21 protein-coding genes are annotated in these 26,109 nt (G+C 66.2%); 1 reads left to right on the forward strand and 20 read right to left on the reverse strand.

Annotated elements, in window-relative coordinates; translation table 11 throughout:
* Positions 1 to 129: 129 nt before the first annotated feature.
* From ACFVMC_RS23340 to rplJ, 15 genes are all read right to left on the reverse strand, one after another.
* On the reverse strand, positions 130 to 4,083 hold the full coding sequence (locus ACFVMC_RS23340; protein WP_379213450.1) for a DNA-directed RNA polymerase subunit beta': 3,954 nt from the start codon (positions 4,081 to 4,083) through the stop codon (positions 130 to 132).
* Between the two features lie 109 nt (positions 4,084 to 4,192).
* Entirely contained in the window at positions 4,193 to 7,696 is a 3,504-nt protein-coding gene (locus ACFVMC_RS23345; protein WP_379213452.1) for a DNA-directed RNA polymerase subunit beta, read from the reverse strand.
* A 541-nt stretch (positions 7,697 to 8,237) separates the two neighbouring features.
* The gene (locus tag ACFVMC_RS23350) at positions 8,238 to 8,696 is read right to left on the reverse strand and encodes a hypothetical protein (protein WP_379213453.1); all 459 of its coding nucleotides are present in this window, start codon (positions 8,694 to 8,696) and stop codon (positions 8,238 to 8,240) included.
* Between the two features lie 359 nt (positions 8,697 to 9,055).
* Positions 9,056 to 9,652 carry a hypothetical protein gene (locus tag ACFVMC_RS23355; RefSeq protein WP_379213455.1) on the reverse strand — a complete coding sequence of 199 codons (597 nt, stop codon included), beginning with the start codon at positions 9,650 to 9,652 and terminating at the stop codon, positions 9,056 to 9,058.
* Positions 9,653 to 9,817: 165 nt separating this feature from the next.
* Positions 9,818 to 11,059, reverse strand: coding sequence for an MCE family protein (locus ACFVMC_RS23360; RefSeq protein WP_379213457.1), 1,242 nt, complete (start codon positions 11,057 to 11,059; stop codon positions 9,818 to 9,820).
* A gap of 43 nt (positions 11,060 to 11,102) precedes the next feature.
* The gene (locus tag ACFVMC_RS23365; RefSeq protein WP_379213458.1) at positions 11,103 to 12,317 is read right to left on the reverse strand and encodes an MCE family protein; all 1,215 of its coding nucleotides are present in this window, start codon (positions 12,315 to 12,317) and stop codon (positions 11,103 to 11,105) included.
* Positions 12,314 to 13,561, reverse strand: a complete 1,248-nt coding sequence (locus tag ACFVMC_RS23370) for an MCE family protein (RefSeq protein WP_379213460.1) — start codon at positions 13,559 to 13,561, stop codon at positions 12,314 to 12,316. The genes ACFVMC_RS23365 and ACFVMC_RS23370 overlap by 4 nt, the downstream gene beginning before the upstream one ends.
* Entirely contained in the window at positions 13,561 to 14,571 is a 1,011-nt protein-coding gene (locus ACFVMC_RS23375) for an MCE family protein (RefSeq protein ID WP_379213462.1), read from the reverse strand. The genes ACFVMC_RS23370 and ACFVMC_RS23375 overlap by 1 nt, the downstream gene beginning before the upstream one ends.
* Complete coding sequence (locus ACFVMC_RS23380) at positions 14,571 to 15,647, reverse strand: MCE family protein (RefSeq protein WP_379213463.1); 1,077 nt, start codon at positions 15,645 to 15,647, stop codon at positions 14,571 to 14,573. Before ACFVMC_RS23380 ends, ACFVMC_RS23375 begins: the two co-directional genes overlap by 1 nt.
* Positions 15,644 to 16,978 (reverse strand): MCE family protein, encoded by a 1,335-nt coding sequence (locus ACFVMC_RS23385; protein ID WP_379213465.1) that lies wholly within the window; start codon positions 16,976 to 16,978, stop codon positions 15,644 to 15,646. The genes ACFVMC_RS23380 and ACFVMC_RS23385 overlap by 4 nt, the downstream gene beginning before the upstream one ends.
* Entirely contained in the window at positions 16,975 to 17,841 is an 867-nt protein-coding gene (locus ACFVMC_RS23390) for an MlaE family ABC transporter permease (protein ID WP_379213467.1), read from the reverse strand. Before ACFVMC_RS23390 ends, ACFVMC_RS23385 begins: the two co-directional genes overlap by 4 nt.
* Before the next feature lie 3 nt (positions 17,842 to 17,844).
* On the reverse strand, positions 17,845 to 18,639 hold the full coding sequence (locus ACFVMC_RS23395) for an MlaE family ABC transporter permease (RefSeq protein ID WP_379213469.1): 795 nt from the start codon (positions 18,637 to 18,639) through the stop codon (positions 17,845 to 17,847).
* Between the two features lie 21 nt (positions 18,640 to 18,660).
* On the reverse strand, positions 18,661 to 19,767 hold the full coding sequence (locus ACFVMC_RS23400) for an ABC transporter ATP-binding protein (protein WP_379213471.1): 1,107 nt from the start codon (positions 19,765 to 19,767) through the stop codon (positions 18,661 to 18,663).
* 381 nt (positions 19,768 to 20,148) lie between these two features.
* The gene (gene rplL / locus ACFVMC_RS23405) at positions 20,149 to 20,532 is read right to left on the reverse strand and encodes a 50S ribosomal protein L7/L12 (protein ID WP_379213473.1); all 384 of its coding nucleotides are present in this window, start codon (positions 20,530 to 20,532) and stop codon (positions 20,149 to 20,151) included.
* Between the two features lie 66 nt (positions 20,533 to 20,598).
* On the reverse strand, positions 20,599 to 21,138 hold the full coding sequence (gene rplJ / locus ACFVMC_RS23410) for a 50S ribosomal protein L10 (RefSeq protein WP_379213475.1): 540 nt from the start codon (positions 21,136 to 21,138) through the stop codon (positions 20,599 to 20,601).
* 415 nt (positions 21,139 to 21,553) lie between these two features.
* Between rplJ and ACFVMC_RS23415 the strand changes: the two genes are divergently transcribed.
* Positions 21,554 to 23,164, forward strand: coding sequence for an MFS transporter (locus tag ACFVMC_RS23415; protein WP_379213477.1), 1,611 nt, complete (start codon positions 21,554 to 21,556; stop codon positions 23,162 to 23,164).
* A gap of 33 nt (positions 23,165 to 23,197) precedes the next feature.
* On the opposite strand, the gene ACFVMC_RS23420 is transcribed toward ACFVMC_RS23415, so the two are convergent.
* The 5 genes from ACFVMC_RS23420 to rplK form a co-directional block, all read right to left on the reverse strand.
* Positions 23,198 to 23,722: an NADPH-dependent FMN reductase gene (locus ACFVMC_RS23420; RefSeq protein ID WP_379213479.1), complete on the reverse strand. Its 525-nt coding sequence runs from the start codon at positions 23,720 to 23,722 to the stop codon at positions 23,198 to 23,200.
* A gap of 289 nt (positions 23,723 to 24,011) precedes the next feature.
* Positions 24,012 to 24,407, reverse strand: a complete 396-nt coding sequence (locus tag ACFVMC_RS23425; protein ID WP_379213481.1) for a PIN domain-containing protein — start codon at positions 24,405 to 24,407, stop codon at positions 24,012 to 24,014.
* The gene (locus ACFVMC_RS23430; RefSeq protein ID WP_379213483.1) at positions 24,404 to 24,655 is read right to left on the reverse strand and encodes an AbrB/MazE/SpoVT family DNA-binding domain-containing protein; all 252 of its coding nucleotides are present in this window, start codon (positions 24,653 to 24,655) and stop codon (positions 24,404 to 24,406) included. Before ACFVMC_RS23430 ends, ACFVMC_RS23425 begins: the two co-directional genes overlap by 4 nt.
* A 136-nt stretch (positions 24,656 to 24,791) precedes the next feature.
* Positions 24,792 to 25,505: a 50S ribosomal protein L1 gene (gene rplA, locus ACFVMC_RS23435; protein WP_379213485.1), complete on the reverse strand. Its 714-nt coding sequence runs from the start codon at positions 25,503 to 25,505 to the stop codon at positions 24,792 to 24,794.
* Positions 25,506 to 25,576: 71 nt separating this feature from the next.
* Entirely contained in the window at positions 25,577 to 26,011 is a 435-nt protein-coding gene (rplK, locus tag ACFVMC_RS23440; RefSeq protein ID WP_379213487.1) for a 50S ribosomal protein L11, read from the reverse strand.
* Positions 26,012 to 26,109 lie beyond the last annotated feature (98 nt).

Consider the following 26,109-nt stretch of genomic DNA (forward strand, 5'->3'; position numbering starts at 1 on the left):
CATTCCACGAAATCCGCTCATACACAGGAAGTTTCACCGCCCTTTTCGATGACGAGCCAGGCTACACAGACACAATTCGGCCCCCGCTCCGGAACGGAGCGAGGGCCGAATGTTATTGCCTACTACCGACTACCGGTAGTCGCTGAAACCGTAGTCGTCCAGCGGAACCGCGGCGCCGGTGGACGAGCCGAAGCTGTCCGGGCTGTAGTAGGTGTCGTCGTAGGACGGCACCGCGTACGCGGCCTGGCGGGCTTCCTCGGTCGGCTGCACCTGGATGTTGCGGTAACGGTTGATACCGGTACCGGCCGGGATGAGCTTACCGATGATCACGTTCTCCTTGAGACCGATGAGCTTGTCGGAGCGGCAGTTGATCGCCGCGTCCGTCAGCACTCGGGTGGTCTCCTGGAAGGACGCCGCCGACAGCCACGAATCGGTGGCCAGCGACGCCTTGGTGATACCCATCAGCACCGGACGACCCGAAGCGGGCTCGCCGCCCTCGGACACGACCCGGCGGTTCGCGGCCTCGAACTCGGCGCGCTCGGTGAGCGAACCGGGCAGGAACTCCGTAGCGCCGGAATCGATGATCGTCACGCGACGCAGCATCTGGCGCACGATGACCTCGATGTGCTTGTCGTGGATCGACACACCCTGCGAGCGGTAGACCTCCTGGACCTCGTGGACCAGGTGGACCTGCACCTGACGGGGGCCCATCACGCGCAGCACCTCGTGCGGATCCGCCGCGCCTTCCAGCAGCTGCTGGCCGACCTCGACGTGGTCACCGTCGGAGAGCAGACGCTCGGTGCCGTCGTCGTGCTTGAACACACGCAGTCGCTGCCGCTTCGAGAGCTTGTCGTAGACAACCTCTTCGGAGCCGTCGTCCGGGATGATGGTGATCTTGTAGAAACGATCGTCATCCTCGAGCCGCACCCGGCCGGAGATCTCCGCGATCGGCGCCTTGCCCTTGGGCACACGAGCCTCGAAGAGCTCCTGCACGCGGGGCAGACCGCCGGTGATGTCGTCACCCGCGACACCACCCTGGTGGAAGGTACGCATGGTCAGCTGGGTACCGGGCTCACCGATGGACTGCGCGGCGACGATACCGACGGCCTCACCGATGTCGACCAGCTTGCCGGTCGCCATGGAGCGGCCGTAGCAGGTCGCACACACGCCGGTGCCGGTGGTGCAGGTCAGCACGGAGCGGACCTTCACCTCGGTGATACCGGCCGCGAGCAGCGCGTCGAGTGCCGGGTCGCCGAGATCGGCGCCCTTACCCACCACGACATTGCCCTTGGCGTCCACCGCGTCGGACGCGAGCGTCCGTGCGTAGGTGGAGGTTTCGACGTGCGCGTCGCGAATGATGCTGCCGTCGGCCATCTTCTCCGCGATCGGCACCACGATGCCGCGCTCGGTGCCACAGTCGTGCTCGCGCACGATGACGTCCTGCGAGACGTCCACCAGACGACGGGTCAGGTAACCCGAGTCGGCGGTACGCAGCGCGGTGTCGGCCAGACCCTTACGGGCACCGTGGGTGTTGATGAAGTACTCGAGCACGGTCAGGCCCTCACGGAAGGAGGACTTGATCGGACGCGGGATGAACTCACCCTTCGGGTTCGTCACCAGGCCCTTCATACCGGCGAGGGTACGGGTCTGGGTGAAGTTACCCGTCGCGCCCGACTCGACGATCGTGATGATCGGGTTGTCCGGCGGGTAGTGCGCCCGCAGCGCCGTACCGACCTCTTCGGTCGCCTCCTGCCAGATCTTGACCAGGGCGTTGTTGCGCTCCTGGTGATCGAGCGCACCACGCTGGTACTTCTTCTCGATCTGATCGGCCTGCGCCTCGTAGCGCTCCATGATCTCCGCCTTCTCCGGCGGAACGAGCACGTCCGACATGGAGACGGTGACACCGGAGCGGGTGGCCCAGTAGAAGCCGGCGTCCTTCAGCTTGTCGACGGTCTGCGCGACGACGATCATCGGGTACCGCTCGGCCAGATCGTTGATGATCGTGGCCTGACGCTTCTTCGGCATCTGCTCGTTGATGAACGCGTAGTCCGCGGGCAGCAGCTCGTTGAACAGCACGCGACCGAGGGTGGTCTCGGCGGTCCAGGCATCGCCGCGGGTCCAGCCGTTCGGGAACAGCTCGGCCTCGATCTCGCGCGGCGGACGCTGATCGGTCAGGCGGACCTTGATCAGCGAACGCACGGTGAGCTCGGCACGGTCGACGGCCATCTGAGCCTCGGCGGGCGAGGAGTACACGCCCTGCTCCGGGCTGTCCTTGGTGGCGGCCCGGTACTCGCCCTTGGCGCCCTCGACGAGGCGGGTCAGGTAGTACAGACCGGTCACCATGTCCAGACGGGGCATGGCCAGCGGGCGACCCGAGGCCGGCGACAGGATGTTGTTCGAGGACAGCATCAGGATGCGGGCCTCGGCCTGCGCCTCCGCGGACAGCGGGAGGTGCACGGCCATCTGGTCACCGTCGAAGTCGGCGTTGAACGCTTCACAGACCAGCGGGTGCAGCTGGATGGCCTTGCCTTCCACCAGCTGCGGCTCGAAGGCCTGGATACCCAGGCGGTGCAGGGTGGGCGCGCGGTTCAGCAGCACCGGGTGCTCGGCGATGACCTCTTCGAGGACATCCCACACCTGGGGACGCTGCCGCTCGACCATCCGCTTGGCGGACTTGATGTTCTGCGCGTGGTTCAGATCGACCAGACGCTTCATGACGAACGGCTTGAACAGCTCGAGCGCCATCAGCTTCGGCAGACCGCACTGGTGCAGCTTGAGCTGCGGGCCGACCACGATGACCGAACGGCCCGAGTAGTCGACGCGCTTGCCGAGCAGGTTCTGCCGGAAACGACCCTGCTTGCCCTTGAGCAGATCGCTCAGGGACTTCAGCGGGCGGTTACCCGGACCGGTGACCGGACGGCCGCGACGGCCGTTGTCGAACAGCGCGTCCACGGACTCCTGCAGCATCCGCTTCTCGTTGTTGACGATGATCTCGGGCGCACCCAGATCGATCAGTCGCTTGAGGCGGTTGTTGCGGTTGATCACGCGGCGGTACAGGTCGTTCAGGTCGGAGGTGGCGAAACGGCCACCGTCGAGCTGGACCATCGGGCGCAGCTCCGGCGGGATCACCGGAACGGCGTCGAGCACCATGCCCATCGGCGAGTTGCCGTTGGCCTGGAAGGCCGCGACAACCTTGAGCCGCTTGAGCGCGCGCAGCTTCTTCTGGCCCTTGCCCGAGCGAATGGTCTCGCGCAGGTTCTCGGCCTCGGCCTCGATGTCGAAGTTCTCCATCAGCTTCTGGATGGACTCCGCACCCATGGCGCCGGTGAAGTACTCGCCGTAGCGGTCGATCAGCTCGCGGTAGAGCACCTCGTCCACGATCAGCTGCTTGGGAGCCAGCTTGGTGAAGGTGGTCCAGATCTCGTCGAGCCGGTCCAGCTCACGCTGGGCGCGGTCGCGCAGCTGACGCATTTCGCGCTCGCCGCCGTCCTTGACCTTGCGGCGCACATCGGACTTCGCGCCCTCGGCCTCGAGCTCGGCGATATCGGCCTCGAGCTTCTGGGCGCGGGCCTCGAGATCGGCGTCACGCTGATCGGCGACGGCCTTCTTCTCGACCTCCATCTCGGCCTCGAGGGTGCTGAGCTCGTTGTGGCGCAGCTCCTCGTCGACACCGACGATGACGTAGGCGGCGAAGTAGATGATCTTTTCCAGATCCTTCGGCGCCAGATCGAGCAGGTAGCCCAAGCGCGACGGCACGCCCTTGAAGTACCAGATGTGGGTGACCGGAGCGGCCAGCTCGATGTGGCCCATCCGCTCACGGCGCACCTTGGCGCGAGTCACCTCGACGCCACAGCGCTCACAGATGATGCCCTTGAAGCGGACACGCTTGTACTTACCGCAGTAGCACTCCCAGTCGCGAGTCGGTCCGAAGATCTTCTCGCAGAACAGGCCGTCCTTCTCCGGCTTGAGCGTGCGGTAGTTGATGGTCTCCGGCTTCTTCACCTCGCCGTAGGACCACTGGCGGATGTCTTCGGCGGTGGCCAGACCGATCCGGAGTTCATCGAAGAAGTTGACGTCTAGCACGTAACTTCCTTTCCCCTATTCGGGTCGAATTCGAGCAAAAGTTCACTAGTGGGTCGAGCGCGCCACCCCGCCGCCCGCGCGAGCGGGCAACGGGGGGACGCCGAACGCATCAGTTCGCCAGGTCGTCGACGGTGGCGGCTTCGTTCCGGGACAGGTTGATGCCCAGGTTCGCGGCCGCGCGCTCCAAGTCCTCGTCGTCGCCGTCACGCATCTCGATCGCGGCGCCGTCCGAAGACAGCACCTCGACATTGAGGCACAGCGACTGGAGTTCCTTGAGGAGCACCTTGAACGACTCCGGAATGCCCGGCTCCGGAATGTTCTCGCCCTTGACGATCGCCTCGTAGACCTTCACGCGGCCGACCACGTCGTCGGACTTGATGGTGAGCAGTTCCTGCAGGGTGTACGCGGCGCCGTACGCCTGCATGGCCCAACATTCCATTTCACCGAAGCGCTGACCACCGAACTGCGCCTTACCACCGAGCGGCTGCTGGGTGATCATCGAGTACGGACCGGTCGAACGGGCGTGGATCTTGTCGTCGACCAGGTGGTGCAGCTTCAGGATGTACATGTAGCCGACCGCGACCGGGTACGGGAACGGTTCACCCGAGCGACCGTCGAACAGCACCGACTTGCCGTTCTCGTCGACCATGCGCTCACCGTCACGGTTGGGCAGGGTCGAGCCGAGCAGACCCGTCAGCTCCTCTTCGCGGGCGCCGTCGAAGACGGGGGTCGCGATGTTGGAGTCCGACGGAGCGGCCAGCATCTCCTCGGGCAGGGCCGCGGCCCAGTCCGGCTTGACGCCGTCGGCGCCGTGAACATCCCAGCCCGCCTTGCCGATCCACCCGAGGTGGGTCTCCAAGATCTGGCCGATGTTCATACGACGCGGCACGCCGTGGGTGTTCAGGATGATGTCGACCGGGGTGCCGTCGGGCATGAACGGCATGTCCTCGGTGGGGAGGATCTTGCCGATGACACCCTTGTTGCCGTGGCGGCCGGCGAGCTTGTCGCCGTCCTGGATCTTGCGCTTCTGCGCCACGTACACCCGGACCAGCTCGTTGACGCCCGGAGGCAGATCGTCGTCGTCCTCGCGGGAGAACACGCGGATGCCGATGACCTTGCCGGACTCACCGTGCGGCACCTTCAGCGAGGTGTCGCGCACCTCGCGCGCCTTCTCACCGAAGATCGCGCGCAGCAGGCGCTCCTCGGGGGTCAGCTCGGTCTCGCCCTTCGGGGTGACCTTGCCGACCAGGATGTCGCCGTCGCGGACCTCGGCGCCGATGCGCACGATGCCGCGCTCGTCCAGATCGGCCAGCACCTCGTCGGAGACGTTCGGGATGTCCCGGGTGATCTCCTCGGCGCCCAGCTTGGTGTCGCGGGCGTCGATCTCGTGCTCTTCGATGTGGATCGAGGTGAGGACGTCCTCTTCCACGAGGCGCTGCGACAGGATGATCGCGTCCTCGTAGTTGTGGCCCTCCCACGGCATGATCGCCACGAGCAGGTTCTTGCCCAGGGCCATCTCACCGTTCTCGGTGCAGGGGCCGTCGGCCAGGACCTGGCCCTGCTCGACCCGGGCGCCCTCGTCCACGATCGGACGCTGGTTGGAGCAGGTGCCCTGGTTGGAGCGGTTGAACTTGCGCATCCGGTAGGACTTGCGGGTGCCGTCGTCGTGCATGACGGTCACGTAGTCGGCCGAAACCTCTTCGACCACACCGGGCTTCTCGTTGACCACGACATCGCCCGCGTCGACCGCGGCGCGCAGCTCCATGCCGGTGCCGACCAGCGGCGCCTCGGAACGGATCAGCGGCACGGCCTGACGCTGCATGTTCGCGCCCATGAGGGCACGGTTGGCATCGTCGTGCTCGAGGAACGGGATCATCGCGGTCGCGACCGACACCATCTGGCGCGGCGAGACGTCCATGTAGTCGACCTCGGAGGCCGAGACGAACTCGACCTCTTCACCGGCCCGACGGACCAGGACGCGGTCCTCGATGAAGCGACCCTCGGCGTCGACCGGCGAATTGGCCTGAGCGCGGACGTGGCGATCTTCCTCGTCGGCGGTCAGGTAGACCACCTCGTCGGTGACCTTGCCGTCCACGACCTTGCGGTACGGGGTCTCGATGAAGCCGAACGGGTTGACCCGCGCGTACACCGACAGCGAACCGATCAGGCCGATGTTCGGGCCTTCCGGGGTCTCGATCGGGCACATGCGGCCGTAGTGCGACGGGTGGACGTCACGGACTTCCAGGCCGGCGCGCTCACGGGACAGACCGCCGGGGCCCAGCGCCGAGAGGCGGCGCTTGTGGGTCAGGCCCGAGAGCGGGTTGTTCTGGTCCATGAACTGCGACAGCTGGGAGGTTCCGAAGAACTCCTTGATCGCGGCGACGACCGGGCGGATGTTGATCAGGGTCTGCGGCGTGATGGCCTCGACGTCCTGGGTGGTCATCCGCTCGCGGACCACGCGCTCCATGCGGGACAGGCCCACGCGGATCTGGTTCTGGATGAGCTCGCCGACGGTGCGCAGGCGACGGTTGCCGAAGTGGTCGATGTCGTCGACCTCGACCGGCACCTCCTGGCCGCCGGGGGCGGTCATCATGCGGTCGGCGGCGTGCAGGCGCACCAGGTACTCGATGGTGGTGACGATGTCTTCCTTCGTCAGCACCGAGCTGGTGACCGGCTCGCCCACGTGGATGCCGAGCTTCTTGTTGATCTTGTAGCGGCCGACGCGCGCCAGGTCGTAGCGCTTCTCCTTGAAGAACAGGTTCTCCAGCAGGGTCTGCGCGGATTCCTTGGTCGGCGGTTCGCCCGGACGCAGCTTGCGGTAGATGTCCAGCAGCGCCTCGTCCTGACCGGCGGTGTTGTCCTTCTCGAGGGTGGACATCATGATCTCGGAGAAGCCGAAACGCTCGACGATCTCCTCGGTGCTCCAGCCCAGCGCCTTCAGCAGCACGGTGACCGGCTGGCGGCGCTTGCGGTCGATACGCACGCCGACGGTGTCGCGCTTGTCGACGTCGAACTCCAGCCACGCGCCGCGGCTCGGAATGACGCGCACGCTGTGCAGGTCCTTTTCCGTGGCCTTGTCGACGGAGTGGTCGAAGTAGACGCCCGGCGAACGCACCAGCTGCGAGACGACGACGCGCTCGGTGCCGTTGATGATGAACGTGCCCTTGTCGGTCATCATCGGGAAATCACCCATGAAGACCGTCTGACTCTTGATCTCACCGGTGTTGTTGTTGATGAATTCCGCGGTGACGAACAGCGGCGCCGCGTAGGTCATGTCCTTGTCTTTGCACTCGTCGATCGAGGCCTTGACCTCTTCGAACCGAGGATCAGAGAAAGACAGGGACATCGAGCCGGAGAAGTCCTCGATCGGCGAGAGCTCCTCGAGCACCTCCTCGAGCCCACCGGTCAAGCCGCCATCGCCGCGCGCGACAGCTTTCTCCCGCCATGACGGCGAACCGATCAACCATGCAAAAGAATCTGTTTGTAGATCGAGAAGTCCGGGCACCTCCAAGGGTTCACGGATCTTCGCGAAAGACACCCGCTTCGGGGCTCCGGGGATTCCGGCAACTGCCTTGGTCTGGGTGGAGACTGCCAAGATGCGTCCTTCCAGCACCTCACGCGCGCCGCGTGGTGGTCCGCGGCCGTCGCTTGCTTTTGCTACGAGTTCCGCTGGTCACGACCCGAACGAAACTCGAACAGCAAACAGCGGAAGTAACACCGGAAGGGGTGGAACTTACGTGTGCAAATCGAGGTATGGACAGGAGGCAGCCAGCGCAACGTCCAAACTTACACCACCCGCCCCGGTGGTGTCAAAGGCACACCTGTATCGGGTGTGAAAATACCACCCGTACGAGTGTCCGCGTGGCTGGCGCGCCGGGTGTAAAACCGACGCGGGGCCGTGGGCCGGTGACTCCGGCCGCCGTGCTCGAACGCTGGCTGCGTCGATGAGCGACGGGGCATCTGGAGCCACTGTGACAGCTGCCGCTGTTGTGAATAGCGTGACGGCTCCGGCGAAAACCGTCAAGTGCCGGGACCGACCAGTCGGCTATCGAGATCGCCTGCCGCGCTGGCGCATCCCGTATCCATAGGCGGTGTTCGCTACGCCCTACGTGGTCACGCTGCGCTTCCGGGCGCTGAGCTCACACCGCGTCCGGTCAGCGGTCGACTATGTCGCTGGCCAGCCAGCGCCCGTCGATCTTGCTCATGTGCAGCACCACCGGCCCGGCCACACTCTGCTGTGCCTGCCCGCCCTTGGTCGCGCTGATCACCAGGTTGACCAGCAACTCGGCCCGATCCCCGGCGAGCAGTGTCACCCCGATCGGCTCGGCCTTGGCGTCGGCGCTGGTCTGCGCCTGTTTGATGGCATCGACGGTGGTGGCCGAGAAATCGTCCAGATCGTCGAGCATCGTGCCGGTGACCACCTGGCGTACCGCCGCCTGATAGCCGTCGATGTGCTTCAGGTCGTAGCCGTAGATGGTGCGCAGCGCGTGCTCGGCGGCGGCGCGCACCTCCTCGGTGGCCGCGGTGTCCAGAAAGGCGGTATTACTGTCGTCGACGCCGGGCCGGGCCGCCGCGACCGCCGCGAATCCACCGAGCCCGACCGCCGCGATCAACGCCGCACCGACCACCGGCCACGACGCGCCACCGGGCAACCGGACCCGCGACCGCCCCGACGAACCCGCGCGCAGCGGTCGGTGCGCGGACCGCTCAGGTGAATCAGCGGACGACGGAGACCGACGTGCGAACCGCCGGGACGAATCCGGTAGCAGTCGAGACCAGCGCGCGGACCGGTCGGGTGAATCAGCGGATGACCGATCCGCGGACCGTCCGGACGAATCGGTGGACGCCCGAGACCGGCGTGTGGATTGTCCGGGGAAGCGTGTGGACTGTCCGGGCAAGCGTGTGGACTGTCCGGGGGAATCGATGCGCGGGCGGCGGGTCGAGGTGACGCGGTTGACCGGGCGGCGGGTGCTCATCGCGGCGGCTCCTGCGGTGCGGGGGTGGGGGCCGGGGTGTCGAGCAGGACCGGCTGGGTCAGCGAGGCGACCTGCTCAGCCTTCCAGACGTCGCGGGCCTTGGTCAGATCCAGATTCCAGGTGTAGCGGTAGTTCGCGACCTCGTTGCCCGGTTTGGTCTCGGTCACCTGGAGCACCACCAGCGCCGAGGCCTTGTCCCGCTCGGAGTTCAGCGCGGTGAGCGACGCCCCGAGCACCTTCGAGGTCATCTCGATCCCGTTCTCGGTGGCCAGCTGCTCGGACCGGGTCCGATTCTGTTCGGCCGAGGTGAGAATCGCGCCGGTCATCGAGGAGCGGGCCTGCGCGAGCGAACCGGGGATATCCGCCAGGCGCATGGTGGTCATGTTCAGAGCGGCCTGGCGGGCGGCGGACAGCGCGCTCTCGCGGGCCTCGGCGCGCGGCGCGTCGGTGTACACGGCGGCCTGCAACCAGCCCGTGCCGAACCACAGCGCGGCCAGCGCGGCGACAAGCAGCGAGCCCAGTGCGGCCACGGTCACCGCGAATGGCGCGCGCCGCTTCGGCCCAGCCACCTGCCGGGCCACTCGCGGCGTCATCAGCCTGGTCAGCCACCTCGGCCCCCGCCCAGTCGTCCGGCCCGAGTCCAGCGCCGAGGCACTCGGCAAGTTCGTGTCCGCCCCATCCGCTAGGTTCGGCCCCGATGCGGACCGGGGATTCGACACTTCGACTGTCACTGCGTACACCTCGTATCGGTCGGGCGGTCAGCGCTTCGGCGTGACACCCATCAGGGTGGCCAGCTGGGCGGCGATGGGGTTCAGGTTGAGTTTGGGCGGGTCGACTTTGGGGTTGCGGTCCCAGGGCTGGGCGATCATCGGATCGGCCAGTTCGGCGCGCAGACCGCCGCGCACCGCGGTCGGATTACCGAACGGCACAGTGCATTTCGCGTCCTTGTTGAACGGGAACTCGTCCACGGTGTCGTCGAAGTCGGGATTGCGGCGCTTCATCTCGGCGAGGATCTCGTGCGTGCCCTCGTAGCCGACGGTGCAGGTCGGCGGGTTGTTGGTTTCCAGCACCAGGCCGAAGTGGCTGGTGTTGTCGCCGGGCGCGGTGGCCGAGGCGCCGATCGAGAGCTGCGGCAGCATTTGCAGCAGCGGGCGCAGCGCGTAGAACTTCGGCGAGATGCCCTGGAGCAGGGTGCGCAAGTTGGTCAGGTCCTCGGTGAGCGCGGGCCCGCTCTCGCGCATCAGCTCATCGATCTCCGTGCCGGCGGTGGTGCCGGTGTCGATGATCCGGCGCAAGTCCGGGTCGCTGGCACGCAATTGGGCGCTGAGCCGGTCCAGGCCGTCGCTGAAGCGCCGGATCTCGGCGGACTGCTCGGCCTGGGTGGCCAGCGCGATCCGGCCCGAGCGGATCAGTTCGATGGTTTCGGGCAGATGCTCGTCGAAGGCCGCGCTGAACTCCCGCAGCGAGGTGAGCAGGGTCCGCAGCTCACCGCCGCGGCCCTCGAAGGCCTTACCGAGTTCGGTGACCGTGGTGGTGAGCGCGGGCAGGTCGACGGTGCTGGTGAAATGGTCGACGCTGGTGATCAGCTGTTCCACCGGCACCGGGGTGTCCAGCCCGACGATCACCGAACCGTCCTTCAGGAACGGGCTGCCCCCGTCCTCCGGTTGCAGGTCGACGTACTGCTCGCCGATCGCGGAACGATTGGCCACCACGGCTTTCGCGGTCGCCGGGATCCGCGGCGCGCTGGTATCGATGACCAACGGGACCACGACTCCGTCGGCGGTGAGCTCCAGCTCGCCCACCCGCCCGACGGCCACGCCCCGGTAGGTCACCTCGGCGCCTTTGTAGGCCCCGCCGGCCTGGTCGGCGCGCACCCGCACGGTGTATTGGCCGAACCCGAGCATGTGATCGAGCCGGATATAGGTGGCGCCCACGTAGATCACGCCGAGCACGGCGATCACCAGGAAGGCGATCAGCTGGAAACGCACCAGGCGACTCATCGGCGCACCTCATCGTCGCGCGGTTCCACCGTGATTCGCTCACTCATCGCACACCGTCCAGCGGCGAGGTGATCCCCAGCCCTTCCAGCAGCGGCCCGAGCTGATTCGGTGTGCCCGGCGGCACCAGGCCGCGCGGCACCGGGACGGCGGCGAACACCGTCGGCCAGCCGTGGCGCGGCCCATTGCCGTTGTAGTAGGGGTTGCTCGGATCGACCGGCACCGGCGGGCCGTACGGCGGCGGGATGTAGACCGGATCCGGTTTGCCCACACCGAGATTGCCCAGGGTGACGCCGATCTGCTGGTCCACCGACAGCCAGGTGTTGACCTGGCCGCCGAAGGTGGCGGGCAGGGTCGAGTCAGGGAACGGATAGGTGGGGATGAGCGGGAAGGCGGTGATCAGATCCGGTGCGGAGCGGCCCAGTTCTTGCAGGGTGGGCCGTAGCGAGGTGAGGTCGCGGATCAGGTTGTCCTTGGAGATGTTGATCACGTCGAAGCCCGCCTGACCCACCCGATCCAGTTGTGCGAGCAGCGAGATCAACTGGGGGCGTTGCTCTTCCAGGATCCGGACGCCTTCCGGCAGTTCGGCGAGGATCTTGTCGATCGCGTCGGTCCGGGTGCTGACCCGGCTGCTCAGCAGCGCCAGGCCGTCGATCGCCCGGGTGATGTCCTCGACCTGTTCGTTCAGCCCGCCGATCAGGGTGTTCGCCTCTTCCAGCAGCGAGCGCACCCGGCCCTCGCGCCCGTCGAGGCCCTTGTTGAGTTCGGTCACGATGGGTGCCAGCTGGGCGATCCCGCCGCCGTTGAGCAGCAGCGACAGCGCACCGAGGACCTGCTCGATCTCGACCGCGGCCCGGGTGCGGTCCACGGTGATCACCGCGCCGCCGGCCAGGCGTGCCGCCGCCGGATCCGGTGGCGCGGACAGCTCGATGAACTTCTCCCCCAGCAGATTCGACTGCCGCACCTCGGCCCGCGCGTTCGCGGGCAGATCCACCGAATCATTGACCACGACACGGACATTCGCGGTCCAGCCGGTGGGCCCGAGATCGATCGACTCGACCCGGCCGATCGGCACGCCCTCGATCTTGACCGCCGACTGCGGCACCAGATCGAGCACATCGTCGAATTCGATGGTGAGCCGCATCGGATGCTTACCGATATCCGCGCCGCCGGGCAGCGGCACACTGTAGATGCCGTTGGACGCGCACGAGGTCAGCGCGCAGACGGCGAACAGGCCGAGGGCGGCGTCGCGGATTCTCATCGGATCCCTCCCGGCTGCTGCGACGGAGGCAACTGATTCGACGGCGTGCCGGGCACCGTGCCCGGCACCGGCGCGCGCTGCTGGTTCTCGTTGCTGAGAATGCCGAACGGCAGGATCAGCGACGGCGTCTGCACGCCCGCGGTGATCTGATCGGCGATCTCGCGGCAATGCTCGATCAGCGGCCGCATCTGTTTGCCGACCGCCTCGAATTCGGGATCGCCCGGCATGAGTTTGCCCAGATCGATCATCTTGCAGATGACTCCGAACGGGTCCTGCAAGTCGGGGAAGTTGGCGCGCATGTCCAGGGTTCCGGATTCGCCGTTGTGAATATTGATCAGATTGCTCAGTGCCAGCGGCAGTACCGGCAGGGCGGCGGCGAGATCGTCGCGCTGCCGGGCCAGGGTCTGGGTCAGCGAGGTCAGCGCCACCGCGTTGTCGCCGATCAGTGCGTTGTTCTGATCCAGGAAACGCGAGACGTCGCCGAGCGCGACCGACAGCAGGTGCAGCGCCTCGCCGAGATTCTGGCGTTCGTCACCCAGAAAGCCCGCGAGCTCGGCCAGCTGACTGTTGAATTGCCGGACCTGCTGATCGTTCTCGGCCAGCATGCTGACGAAGACCTGCAAATTCTTGACCGTGGTGAAAATATCGGCGCGGTCGTCGGCCAGCAGCTTGGCCGCTTTGCTGAGCTCGGAGATGGTGCGGCCCAAGGCTTCTCCGTTACCGGCGAGATTCGCCGCCGAAGTGCGCACCAGATCGTTCACCGCGCCGTCCTTGTTGGCGCCGCCTGGCCCCAATGCCTCGGTGAGTTCGGTGATACCGCGGTAGAGCTCGTCCACCTCCACCGGCGTCACCGTGCGCTCTTTCGGAATCACCGCCTCGCGCGCCATTTTCGGGCCGTCGCGATATACGGGCAGCAATTGCACATAGCGGTCCGAAACCACCGAGGGCGTGATCTGGGCGGCCTTGGCGTCGGCGGGAATATCGTATTCGCGGTCCACGCTCATGACGACCTTCACCTGGTCGCCCATCGGTTCCACGGAATCGATCCGCCCGACCGGCACGCCCAGGATCCGCACATCCGAGCCCGCGTAGATCGCGACGGCTCGATCGAAGTAGGCGGTGATGCGCGTGGTGTTCAGCCGCGAATCCAGCCACCACAGCGTCGCGCCCAGCACCACGGCCGCCACCACCAGCAGGGCGAGCAGTTTCGTCCCGCTACCGATCGAGGACCACCACCGGGTCATCAGCCGCCTCCCATGTTCCGCACCGGCTCGCGGTAGCCCGGAACATCCGGGAGCGCGGGCGGCATCAGGTTGACGATCACCGCGTCGAACCAGCGGCCGGTGCCGAGCACGTTGGCGTAGAGCCCGTAGAACGGTCCCGCGAGCTCCAGGGTCTTGGAGATGTTCTGTTCATTGGCGTTGAGCAGGTCGATCGCGCCGCGCAGATTGGTCAGCGCGGGCCCGATCTGGGCCTCGTTGTCATGCACCAGGGTGCTCAGCTGGGTCGCGACCGTCTGCGCGTCGGTGAGCAGCTGCCGGATGGCCTGCTGGCGAATGTTCAACTCCGCGAACAGTTGTCCGCCGGCGCCGAGCAGCCGTTCGAACTCCGCGTTGCGCTCGGCCAGCACCCCGGTGGTCTGCCTGGTCGCGGCGAAGAGTCGTTTCAGCTGTTCGTCCCGCTTGGCCAGGGTCTGCGAGAGCCGGCCCAAACCGTCGATGGCGCCGCGCAATTCGCCCGGCGTGGTCTCGAATGCCTCCGACAGCACCCGCATACTGGTGGCCAGCTGCGCGGTGTCGATCTCCTCCAGCTGACGGCCGGCGTCGGTGAACGCCTCCATCACGTCGTAGGGAGTCGCGGTGCGCGACAACGGAATCGGCTGCCCCGGATCGGCCGGCTCGCCGCCGCGCGGATCCAGCGCCAGGTATTTCTGTCCCAGCACCGTTTTGATCTGGATGGATGCGGTGGTCTCGTCACCGATCCACGCGTTCTGGGTGCGGAAGTTCACCAGGACCCGGTCACCGGCGAGCCGTATACCGTCGACCGCACCGACTTTCACCCCGGCGATGCGTACCTCACTGCCTTCCTTCAGCCCGGCCGCTTCGGCGAACTCGGCGCTGTAGCGCGTGCCCGCGCCGATGATCGGCAGCCGGTCCACGAAGAACGCCGACAGTGTCGCGCACAGGATCAGGAACACACCGAGGCCGCCCAGGAACGCCGGGCTGCGTTTACCGAGCAGAATCCGGTCGTCCATCAGCGGGCCTTCCCGGAGCAGCGCGGCGCGGCATTGGTGTACAGCGGCTGATTCAACGTGGGTAGCCCCGCGGGCAGATTCAGCTGCGGCGCGTCCACCGCGCCCGGCCCGACCACCAGGTCGATGCCGCACAGATAGAACTGGAACCAGGAGCCGTAACTGCCCACCCGGCCGAGCTTCTCCATTTTCAGCGGCAGGTTTGCCAGCGCCTGGTCGACCTCGCCGGAGCGTTCGTTCACCGTCCCGGTCAGCTGACTCAACCCGGCGATCGTCCCCTGAAGCGTCGGAACCACCGGCACCAGCAGATCGGCGGTGGCCGAGGCCAGATCGCCCAGCGAACTCACCGAGGACCCGATCACCCCCCGCTGCTCCGACAGGCCGGCGACCAGCGCCGAGGTGTTCACGATGAGCTCGTCGAACTGGTCGTCGCGCTTGTTGACCGCGTCCAGCACCCGGGTCAGTTCGGTGACCAGTTCACCGATCACCGCGTCCTTGTCGGCGATCTTGTTGGTCAGGCTCGCGGTGCTCACGACCAGGTCGTGGACGGTGCCCTGCTCGCCCTGGAACACCTGGATGATCTCGTGGGCCAGCTTGTTCACATCGGCGGCGGTGAGCGTACGGAACAGCGGGCGGAACCCGTTGAACAACAGCGTGAGATCCAGCGCGGGCTTGGTCCGCTCCAGCGGAATGGTCCCGTTCTCGTTCAGTTTCCGGCCCTGCTCCCCCGCGCCCTGCTCCAGCGCGAGATAGCGCTGGCCGACCAGGTTCCGGTAGCGGATGGCCGCGGTCGTGGAGGCGGGCAGCCAATCCCGGTCCTGCACTTCGAAATCGACGCGGGCCAGGCGCCGATCCAGGATCGAGACCTTGGTGACCTTGCCGATCCGCACACCCGCGATCCGTACCTCGTCGCCCTTGTTCAAGCCGGTGACATCGGTGAAGACCGCCCGGAACGGGGTGCCGCCCCCGGTGTAGTTGGCGATCGACAGCGCCAGCACCGTGGTGGCCAGCAGCGTCACGATCACGAAGGCGATCAGCTTGACCAGTGGCCCGCCCGTGCCGCGCAGCATCCGTCTCATCGCAGACTCACCTCGCTGCCGCGGAAGGCGGGCGCGCCGACCCGGGTCAGCCAGCCCGGCACCTGTTCTGGTGAAACACCGTGTGCTGCACCGTAGATCGCGTCGAGCGAACGCTGCTCCCCCGGCGAACCCGCCAGGGTCGGGTACACCGCGTACTGCGGCGCCTCCATCCGGCCGATGGTCTGATCGCCGGGATAGCGGCTCGGCGGCTGGTAGGAGCCGTCGTTGTTGGGCCCGCCCGGATACTGGCCCGCGTCCACGCCCACCGGGAATTCCGCGAAGCACCCCGGGCCCCGGGTGTCGAGCCAGCGCGGCTCATCCTGATTGGGCAGGTATTTGCCCCGGGGATTGGTCAATTCGATGCTCACCCGCGAACCCGGGCGGTCGGTGCCGACGCCGAAGATATTGTCGATCCGCGGTTTCATCTTCGCGAAGTTCGCCAGCGCGCACGCGTAGGTCGGCGAATGCTCGGCGAGCAGTTCCAGGGCCGGTCGGGCGTCGGCGGCGACGTCGATGATGTTGTCGCGGTTGGCGATCAGGAAGTCCGCGGTGTTCGCCGAGGCGGGGGTCAACGTGGCGAAGAGGGTGTCGATCTGGGTGCGCCGCTGCACGACGGTCGCGTTGGTGGTGCGCAGATTGTCGAGTGCGTCGATCAGCTGCGGCAGCGCGTCGGAGTAGGTATCGGAGACCGTCGCGAGGCTGCGCAGCTCGGCCTGTAGATCCGGCAGCACGCCGTTCACCTGGCGGAATACCTTGTCCAGATGATCCACTGTCTCACCGAGGCCCTCGCCCTGCCCGGCCAGCCCCTGCGCCAGCGCACCGAGCGTCGCCGCCAGATCCTGCGGCGGAATGGCCTGTAGCAGCGGAAGCAGATTGTCGAAGACCCGGCTCAGTTCGATCGCGTTGCCGCTGCGATCCTGCTGGAGCACGACGCCGTCGGTGAGATGCAGCGGACTCGGCTGCCCCGGAATGACCAGGTCCACATACCGTTCACCGAACAGCGTCTTGGGTAGTAGGCGGGCCGTGGCGTTCACCGGGATCTGCGCCGCCTTGCCGGGGTCCACGGCCAGATCCAGGACGACGCCGCCCGCGCGCGCGTGGCTGGCCCGCACCTCCCCGACGGTGACGCCCCGGGCCTTCACCTCCGCGTGCCGGGTCAGAGCATTGCCCACGCTGTCGGTGAGCAGCTCGACCCGCACCGATCTGACGAACTGCTTGTTGTAGATCGCCACGCACAACCACACGAACAGCGCCAGGATCAGGAAGAACGCGACACCGAGCAGCCGTATCCGGTACGGCTCGGTCGCCCGCCACCGCTGCACCCCGTTCATCCTGCGATCCGAACGGTCGTCGACGTCCCCCAAATAGCCAGGCTGAGAAAGAAATCCAGCAGATTCACCAGCACGATCGCCGAGCGCACCGCCCGCCCCACCGCGATGCCGACACCCGCGGGCCCGCCGCTGGCGTTGAACCCGTAGTAGCAGTGCACCAGGATGATCACGAACGCGAAGACCAGCACCTTGAGGAACGAATAGAGCACGTCCTGCGGTGGCAGGAACAGGCTGAAATAGTGGTCGTAGGCGCCGCTGGACTGTCCTTCGAACCAGATACTGACCGTGCGCGACGCCAGGTAGGTGCCGAGCAGGCCGACGATGTAGAGCGGGATGACCGCCAGGAACCCGGCGATCACCCGGGTGGTCACCAGAAACGGAATGCCCGGAACCGCCATCACTTCCAGCGCGTCGATCTCCTCCGAGATTCGCATGGCGCCCAGCTGCGCGGTGAAACCGCAACCGACCGTGGCCGAGAGCGCCAGCGCCGCGGTGAGCGGCGCGATCTCGCGGGTATTGATGTAGGCGGTGAGGAAACCGGTGAGCACCGAGGTGCCGAGCGCGTCCAGCGCCTTGAAGCCTTGCAGGCCGACCACGAAACCGACCGAGGCGGACATGAACACGATGACGCCGATCGTCCCGCCGATCACCGCGAGCGCCCCGGAGCCGAAGGTCACCTCGGCCAGCAGCCGCTGCACCTCCTTGCGGTAGTGCACCGCGGTGCGCGGAATCCAGGCGATGGCACGCGAATAGAACAGCATCTGCTCGCCGGCGCGATCGACCAGCTGCACCGGCGCCCGCACCGCTCGCTGGGCCGCGCGGGCCGACTTCGCGACCACCGGGGAGCGGTACTGGGTCGCCATGGGTCAGGCTCCCTTGGCCGGGACTACCTGTAGATACACCAGTGTGAGCACGAGATTCACGAAGAACAGCACCAGGAAGGTGATGACCACGGACTGGTTCACCGCCTCGCCGACGCCCTTGGGCCCCCCGGCCGGATGTAAACCCTTGTAGGCGGCGATGACCCCGGCCAGCAGGCCGAAGATCAGCGCCTTGATCTCACCGATCCACAGGTCCGGCAGCTGCGCGAGCGCCGAGAACGACGCGAGATACGCGCCGGGCGTACCGCCCTGGAGCAGCACGTTGAAGAAGTACCCGCCGGCGATGCCGACCACCGACACCAATCCGTTGAGCAGCAGGGCGACCAGCATCATCCCGAGTACCCGCGGCACCACCAGCCGCTGGATCGGGTCGACGCCGAGCACCTCCATCGCGTCGATCTCCTCGCGGATGGTGCGCGACCCGAGATCGGCGGCGACCGCCGAACCCGCCGCGCCCGCGATGATCAGCGCGGTCACCACCGGCGCGGCCTGCTGCACGGTGGCGAGCACACTGGTGGCGCCGGTGAAGGATTCGGCGCCGAGCTGTTTGACCAGTGAACCCGTCTGCAACGAGACGACGGCGCCGAACGGGATCGCCACCAGCGCGCTGGGCAGGATGGAGACGCTGGCGATGAACCAGGACTGTTCGATGAACTCCCGCCACTGGAACGGCGGCTTGAACGTCTTGCGCACCACGTCCGCGAGGAGCGCGAAGATGTTGCCGGCCTGGCCGAATGCGGACTCGACCGGAGTCCTCAAACGCACCAGGGTGGTGTTCACCCGGCGAATGCTACCTGCTGGCTACCCGTTAGTTGTGTTGTGGCGCACGGTCGTGTCGTACCCGCCGCCGAGTTCCGGCCGACCACCGTCGTATCCGGGTCCAGCCTGTGTGTAGGCGGGAAGCACCTGCGTGTCATCGCTCTGGTCGAGTGAGTCACGGATGGCGTCCTGAGCCGCGCGGGGCAGCGTGTGCATGATCTCGCGAACCCGCGCCTGACGACGAGCAACTGCCTGGCGAACCGGCATGCCCGGCTGCGCCTTCATCTGCGGGATGATGCCCTCGACCTCTTCGGCGCCGCCGTGATGGTGACCGGCGTCCACCATGGCCTGCTCGCGGGCCATCTGCGCCTCGTCCTTCTCCTCGGACATGCCGATCGGGCCGATCATGCGGCCGTTGAGGAACTGCTTGACCACCGGCTCGTCGGAGGTGAGCAGCACCTCGCGCGGGCCGAACATGACCAGCTGCCGGCGGAACAGCATGCCGATGTTGTCGGGCACGGTGCGGGCCAGGTTGATGTTGTGCGTGACGATCAGGATCGTCGCGTCGATCTGGGCGTTGATGTCGATCAGCAACTGGCTCAGGTACGAGGTGCGGACCGGGTCCAGACCGGAGTCGGGCTCGTCGACGAGGATGATCTGCGGATCCAGCACCAGGGCGCGGGCCAGGCCGGCGCGCTTGCGCATACCGCCGGAGATCTCGCCGGGCAGCTTGGACTCGGCCCCGAGCAGACCGGTCAGCTCCAGCTTCTCCATGACGATCTTGCGGATCTCGGTCTCGGACTTCTTGGTGTGCTCGCGCAGCGGGAAGGCCGTGTTGTCGAAGAGATTCATCGAGCCGAACAGCGCGCCGTCCTGGAACAGCACACCGAAGAGCTTGCGGATCTCGTAGAGCTCCTTGTTGGAGCAGGTGGTGATGTCGACACCGTCGATGAAGATGGAGCCGCGCTCGGGGCGCAGCAGGCCGATCAGCGACTTCAGGAAGACGGACTTACCGGTACCGGACGGGCCGAGCAGCGCGCTGACTTCGCCCGAGGGCAGAGTGAGACTCACGTCCTGCCAAATACGCTGTGAACCAAAGGACTTGGTTACACTTTCGGTCCTGACTTCGACGCCCACGCCTACCTCCACAAATTCTTCAGCGAGCCCCCCTTGTGCCGAACCGCGCGCGGTCTTCGCGGTGTGTCACGTCACAGTGGGTCCGGTCACTGTATCTCACCCGTGAGATGCGGCGCACCCCAACCTGACCGAAGAGTAACACTGGAATTTTGGCGTCGCCTGCGGCGACGCGGGTTTGCGGCCCCGTATGTCTCGCCTCCGAGCAGCCGAGACTTGCGCCTTCGGCGCATGCGCTTCGGCTGCTCGGAGGCGAGACGGCCGCAAACCGGGTCGGTCGTAAGACTCCCTCCAGGTGACGTGATTCAGCCACGAAAGAGGAGTTGAAATTCGTCCGGAAATGCAAACGGGCGGCTCCATAATGGAGCCGCCCGTTTGGAGCGCAATTCGGTCGAATTACTTGACCGAGACCTTGGCGCCGGCCTCTTCCAGCTTGGCCTTGGCAGCCTCGGCGGCGTCCTTGGCGACCTTCTCCAGGATCGGCTTCGGGGCACCCTCGACCAGGTCCTTGGCTTCCTTCAGGCCCAGGCCGGAGACGATCTCGCGAACGACCTTGATGACCTGGATCTTCTTGTCGCCGGCACCCTCGAGGATGACGTCGAACTCGTCCTGCTCCTCGGCGGCGTCGGCAGCGGCGGCACCCGGGGCACCGGCGGCGGCGACGGCGACCGGGGCGGCAGCCTTCACATCGAACTTCTCCTCGAACGCCTTCACGAACTCCGAGAGCTCGAGCAGGGTCATGCCGCCGATTTCCTCGAGCAGCTGCTCAACGTTAGCCATTGATGTTTCCTTTCGATTGGGTCATCTCCGCGTGAGCGGCGATGAAAATGCTTGGTGGTGGGTGACTTATTCGGCGTCGGCAGGCGCGCCACCGGCGCGCTGCTTCTCCTCGAGGGCCACGAGCAGGCGAGCCATCTTGGTCGCCGGAGCGGCGAACGTGGCGGCGGCCTTCGACAGGTTGCCCTTCATCGCGCCGGCCAGCTTGGCCAGCAGGACATCGCGGGACTCCAGGTCGGCGATCCGCTCGACTTCGGACACGGACAGCGCGACGCCGTCCATGTACCCGCCCTTGATGATCAGCGCCTTGTTGTCCTTGGCGAAGGCCTTGAGCGCCTTCGCGGCGTCGACCGGCTCACCCTTGATAAAGGTGATCGCGGTCGGACCGACGAACAAGTCATCCAGGCCTTCGACGCCAGCCTCGGCGGCAGCGCGCTTGACCAGGGTGTTCTTGGCGACGGAGTACGTGGCGTCCGCGCCCAGGGCACGACGCAGTTCGGTGATCTTGCCGACCGACAGGCCACGGTATTCCGTGACAACAGTGGCCGTCGAGCTCTTGAACTGCTCCGTGATCTCCGCGACCGCGGTGACCTTCTCGGCTTTTGCCATACTTCGCCTCCTCTCTGGATGGTCGGTTCGTATTCGAACTTCCGAATTCCAGGGGTCCGGCGATAAAGCAAACGCCCCGGACGCAGAGCGTTCCGGGGCGCACAAGAAACCTACGGTTTCCCGACCTCGGCTCTCCCTGCGTGGGCCGCCAGCACTATTGCTGAACCTTCGACCACGCCTGGATGGGCGCGGCGACCAACGGTCTTCGGTAGAACGGATTGGGTAGTTATCGAACTTGTCGATGACTTGCACCCACGATACAGGTAAGGGTCCTCATCTGCCAAAACGGGGTCCCACGGCGGACGACGCACCACCGCTTCATGGTGGCACACATCACATTTCCGGTCGCAATGTGGCCGAAGTCGCGGTCAACAAGTGTTACCAACAGTGACACTTACTGCTTAGCTGCTGCACTATGGCAACCTCCATAGTCGATCCACCACAGTTGCTGGAACGACGCACCCGGCGCTTTCTCGCGCTGGCCGTCATCTGCCTGGCCGAACTGCTGGTCGTCCTCGACAACACCATCGTCAACGTGGCCCTGCCCTCCATCGGGGTCGAACTACGCACCGGCGTCAGCGGCCTGCAATGGGTCGTCGACGCGTTCACCCTGACCTTCGCCGGACTGCTGCTGGCCTTCGGCAACCTCGGCGACCGCTACGGCCGCAAACGCGTGCTGATGCTCGGCCTGGCCGGAGTCGCGGCCATGTCCGTCGCGGGCGCGCTCTCGGAATCCATGGGCGCGGTGATCGCCTCGCGCGCGGCGATGGGCGTCTTCGCCGCCGCCGTCTTCCCGGCGACCCTGGCCCTGATCATCAATATCTTCACCGACAAGCGCGAACGCGCCCTGGCCATCGCCGCCTGGACCGCCATGGCCGGCTTCGCCATCGCCATCGGCCCGATCTCCGGCGGCTGGCTGCTCGAACACTTCTCCTGGCATTCGGTGTTCTGGATCAATGTGCCGGTGGCGCTGCTCGCCCTGGCCGCCGCCTGGCTCTGGGTCCCGGAATCACGCTCCGCCCAGGTCGGCCGCCTCGACCTGCCCGGCATCGCGCTGTCCATCGCGGGCATCACCCTCGTCGTGTGGGCGATCATCGAAGCGCCGCACAACGGCTGGCTCTCGGTCACCACCCTGGGCACCGCCGCCCTGGGCCTGGCGCTCTCCGCCACCTTCGTCGGCTGGGAATTACGCACCGCCGCACCGATTCTCGATATGCGCCTGTTCCGGAACCGGCGCTTCTCGCTGCCCGCGCTGGCGATCGCGATCGGCTACTTCTCGATGTTCGGATTCCTGTTCCTGATCACCCAGTACTTCCAGGGCGTCCGCGAATACACCCCACTCGAATTCGGTATCGCCTCACTGCCGTTCGCGTTCTCGGTGGCGCTCGGCGCACCGGTGGCCACCCTGCTCGCGCAGCGGCTCGGCACCACACCGGTCATCGTGTTCGGCCTGCTGCTCACCGGCCTCGGCCTCTACCTCGGCGGACAGGTCACCGTCACCAGCCCCTACCTCACCGACGTGCTGCCCGCCATGGTCTCGATGGCGCTCGGCCTGGCCATCGTGCAGGGTCCGGCCACCGAATCCATCATGGGCGCACTGCCTTTGAACGAAGCCGGGGCGGGCTCCGCGGTCAACGACACCACCCGCGAGATCGGCGGCACGCTGGGTGTGGCCGTCCTCGGCTCGATCGTCGCCTCCTACTACACGACCCGGGTCGAGCCATTGATCGCCAAGGTGCCGAGCACCCTGATGACCGAGGATCAGAAGAGCCTCGTCCAGGCCAGTCCGCTCAGCGTGCTGGAGATCCGCAAGCAGCAACTCCCGTCCTTCCTGGAGGGACAGCGCGAAAACCTCATCACCGCGATGAAAGCCGCGGCGCTGGAAGGTTCGCACGCCGCCTCGCTGGTGGCGACCGGCGCGGTGGTCGTGTGCGCTGTCATCGTCGCGGTCTTCTTGCCGTGGGGTGTACAGGACGGCGAATCGGTCCTGCTCGGCTGGCGCAAGTCCGCCAACGACGAGACCTGACCACGGAATCCAGCGATCAGACCCCGGCCCGGCTCAGGCCGGGGCCTGCTCCGCCTGCGCGGCCAGCCCCCGCAACACCTCGACCGCGCCGACGCGGAACTCCGGGGAGGTGACCAGCCCGGCGGAATCCACGTCCTCCCGCAGCACGGTCAACCGCGGGCAGTTCGCCGGTTCGACCGCCGCACCGACATACCCGAGGACCGTCGCAAGCGTGGCCAGCGCACCATCACCCCGCCCGGCGAACGCGACATTGATCCAGGCCGTGGGCTTTTCGTGCAGATCCCCGTTCCCCACTGTCCAATCCAGCAGGTTCTTGAAACTCCCCGGTAGCGTCCCCGCGTACTCGGGGGTACACAGCAACACCGCATCCGCCCGCGAAAGCTGTTCGCGCAGTGCGACAACCGCACCATGCCCGGCACCGTCGTCATCCGGACTGAACGCGGGCAACTCGGCAAGCCCGTCATAGAACATCGTCTCGACACCCGCCGGAGCCACCGCCGCCACCGTCCGCAACGCGGCGGTATTCGTCGACGCGGCACGAGTGCTTCCGGATATCAACAGAACAACCGTCACCCCCAGGCCAACCCGCACCCGCCGAGTTTTACTCCGGAACCAAGAAGGGGATCAATCGCTTTCAATGCTCGGGCCGACCTCCGCGACAAGAGCGGTGAGCCCGTCCCGAAGGTCCGCGAGCGCGGCCATACGCGTCGCACCATCACCGAACGCTCCTACACCTGGACGAAGCAGGGCGCTGGCGCACCAGACGCCGTCCTCATCCTGATCCAGCCGGTACGGGACGTGCAGGCGCATAAGACCACGATAGCGCCAGGTAATGAGCCAGATGCACTTACGTAGGCTCGATGCGTTCGACACTCGACACCCTGTCGATGCCCTTGTCGAAAGAGGCGATGGACGAGCCTTTATCAGCTTCTGCGAGGGCTACGAGATAGGCGTCGGCGAAGGACAGCCGATCGTGTTCATAGACATCTAAGGCGCGGATCAGCATAGCGGGGTCATTGGTGATGATATTGCGTGCACCGACAATCGCTCTGGACAGGAGTGCGACCCGCGGTCTTTCGACCTTGTACACGCATTGCAGTACGTAGACCGTCTCCGCCAGGATCAGATCCGGCAAGAAGAGCGCCTCCGATTCAGCCAGAAATGCCGTGGCGCGCTTGCCCATTTCGGGTGGATCCTGGGTCAAGTGGCGGACCAGAATATTCGTATCGAGAAGGACGGTCATGAGGCCCCGTCCCGCCACTGGGCTGCCCAGGCGTCGTCCTGAATCTCGTCCCAGGACTTGCTTCGTACCTCAGGCGGAACCGGCACACTCCCTGCCAACTCCAGCAGATCAGGAGTCTTCGCCAGGACCACGACCTGACCCTCGAGCCGGAAGAGTACATTGTCGCCCACCTGTAGATCCAACGCGTCACGAATGACCTTCGGCAGCGTCAGCTGGCCCTTCGACGTCAACCTGGCCTGAGCGTCCATCTCGTCTCCTTACATAGCCCCACCTGTAAGGATAGAGCGAAGCTAAGTGTCAAGTCACGATTTCCTCAGCCGGAAACGGCGAAGGGCGGGAACGCGATTCGCGTTCCCGCCCTTCAGGCGTGGTGCCGGGTGCTACTTACGCATCCTCGTCGAGGAGGTTGCGGGTGCGGTTCGGGTCCACCGGGATGCCCGGTCCGGTGTTCGTCGAAACCGTGATCTTCTTGACGTAGCGACCCTTGGCGGTCGACGGCTTCACACGCAGGATCTCCTCCAGCGCGGCGCCGTAGTTCTCCACCAGCTTGGCATCGTCGAAGGACGCCTTGCCGATGACGAAGTGCAGGTTGGCCTGCTTGTCGACGCGGAAGTTGATCTTGCCGCCCTTGATGTCGTTGACGGCCTTGGTCACATCGGGGGTGACGGTGCCCGTCTTCGGGTTCGGCATCAGGCCGCGCGGGCCCAGGACACGCGCGATCCGGCCGACCTTGGCCATCTGGTCCGGGGTGGCGATCGCGGCGTCGAAGTCCAGCCAGCCGCCCTGGATCCGCTCGATCAGGTCCTCGGCGCCGACCGCGTCCGCACCGGCGGCCTCGGCCTCGGCGGCCTTGTCGCCCACCGCGAACACGATGACGCGAGCGGTCTTACCGGTGCCGTGCGGCAGGTTCACGGTGCCGCGGACCATCTGGTCAGCCTTACGGGGATCCACGCCGAGACGCACGGCGACCTCGACGGTCGCGTCGGTCTTGGTGGTGGCGGTCTCCTTCGCCAGCCGCGCCGCGGCCAGCGGGGAATACAGCTTGTCGCGATCGACCTTCTCGGCCGCGGCGAGGTACGCCTTGCTTCGTTTTGCCATGATTCTCTGTCCTTAATGTGGTTCAGAAGTGGTTATCGGGCCTGGCCGGCCCTCCCACTCGGGGAAGCTGATCAGCCTTCGACGGTGATACCCATCGAGCGCGCGGTACCGGCGATGATCTTCGCGGCCTGCTCGATGTCGTTGGCGTTCAGGTCTTCCTGCTTGGTCTTGGCGATCTCCCGGACCTGGTCCATGGTGACCTTGGCGACCTTGGTGCGGTGCGGCTCGGCCGAACCCTTCTGCACACCGGCGGCCTTGAGCAGCAGCTTGGCGGCGGGCGGGGTCTTCAGCTTGAAGTCGAACGTCCGGTCCTCGTACACCGAGATCTCGACCGGAATGACGTTGCCACGCTGCGACTCGGTCGCGGCGTTGTACGCCTTGCAGAACTCCATGATGTTGACGCCGTGCTGACCGAGCGCGGGACCGACCGGCGGGGCCGGGTTCGCCTGGCCGGCCTGGATCTGCAGCTTGATGATCCCGGCGAGCTTCTTCTTCTTGGGGGGCATCTTTCTTCCTTGGTTTCGGTTCCTTACGGTTGCCGTAAGCCTTGGGCGGGCGCGGCGAAGCCAGGACGAACAATCCTGGATTCACGCACGAACCCATG

It is taken from the genome of Nocardia sp. NPDC127579 (assembly GCF_042672005.1).
GTDB lineage: Bacteria > Actinomycetota > Actinomycetes > Mycobacteriales > Mycobacteriaceae > Nocardia.

Excerpts from the sequence above, each read along its gene's own strand:
- ACFVMC_RS23355 (WP_379213455.1), bottom strand. The coding sequence starts at position 9,652 with ATGACGCCGCGAGTGGCCCGGCAGGTGGCTGGGCCGAAGCGGCGCGCG.
- ACFVMC_RS23360 (WP_379213457.1), bottom strand. The coding sequence starts at position 11,059 with ATGAGTCGCCTGGTGCGTTTCCAGCTGATCGCCTTCCTGGTGATCGCC.
- ACFVMC_RS23365 (WP_379213458.1), bottom strand. The coding sequence starts at position 12,317 with ATGAGAATCCGCGACGCCGCCCTCGGCCTGTTCGCCGTCTGCGCGCTG.
- ACFVMC_RS23370 (WP_379213460.1), bottom strand. The coding sequence starts at position 13,561 with ATGACCCGGTGGTGGTCCTCGATCGGTAGCGGGACGAAACTGCTCGCC.
- ACFVMC_RS23375 (WP_379213462.1), bottom strand. The coding sequence starts at position 14,571 with ATGGACGACCGGATTCTGCTCGGTAAACGCAGCCCGGCGTTCCTGGGC.
- ACFVMC_RS23380 (WP_379213463.1), bottom strand. The coding sequence starts at position 15,647 with ATGAGACGGATGCTGCGCGGCACGGGCGGGCCACTGGTCAAGCTGATC.
- ACFVMC_RS23385 (WP_379213465.1), bottom strand. The coding sequence starts at position 16,978 with ATGAACGGGGTGCAGCGGTGGCGGGCGACCGAGCCGTACCGGATACGG.
- ACFVMC_RS23390 (WP_379213467.1), bottom strand. The coding sequence starts at position 17,841 with ATGGCGACCCAGTACCGCTCCCCGGTGGTCGCGAAGTCGGCCCGCGCG.
- rplL (WP_379213473.1), bottom strand. The coding sequence starts at position 20,532 with ATGGCTAACGTTGAGCAGCTGCTCGAGGAAATCGGCGGCATGACCCTG.
- rplJ (WP_379213475.1), bottom strand. The coding sequence starts at position 21,138 with ATGGCAAAAGCCGAGAAGGTCACCGCGGTCGCGGAGATCACGGAGCAG.
- ACFVMC_RS23415 (WP_379213477.1), top strand. The coding sequence starts at position 21,554 with ATGGCAACCTCCATAGTCGATCCACCACAGTTGCTGGAACGACGCACC.
- ACFVMC_RS23425 (WP_379213481.1), bottom strand. The coding sequence starts at position 24,407 with ATGACCGTCCTTCTCGATACGAATATTCTGGTCCGCCACTTGACCCAG.
- ACFVMC_RS23430 (WP_379213483.1), bottom strand. The coding sequence starts at position 24,655 with ATGGACGCTCAGGCCAGGTTGACGTCGAAGGGCCAGCTGACGCTGCCG.
- rplA (WP_379213485.1), bottom strand. The coding sequence starts at position 25,505 with ATGGCAAAACGAAGCAAGGCGTACCTCGCCGCGGCCGAGAAGGTCGAT.
- rplK (WP_379213487.1), bottom strand. The coding sequence starts at position 26,011 with ATGCCCCCCAAGAAGAAGAAGCTCGCCGGGATCATCAAGCTGCAGATC.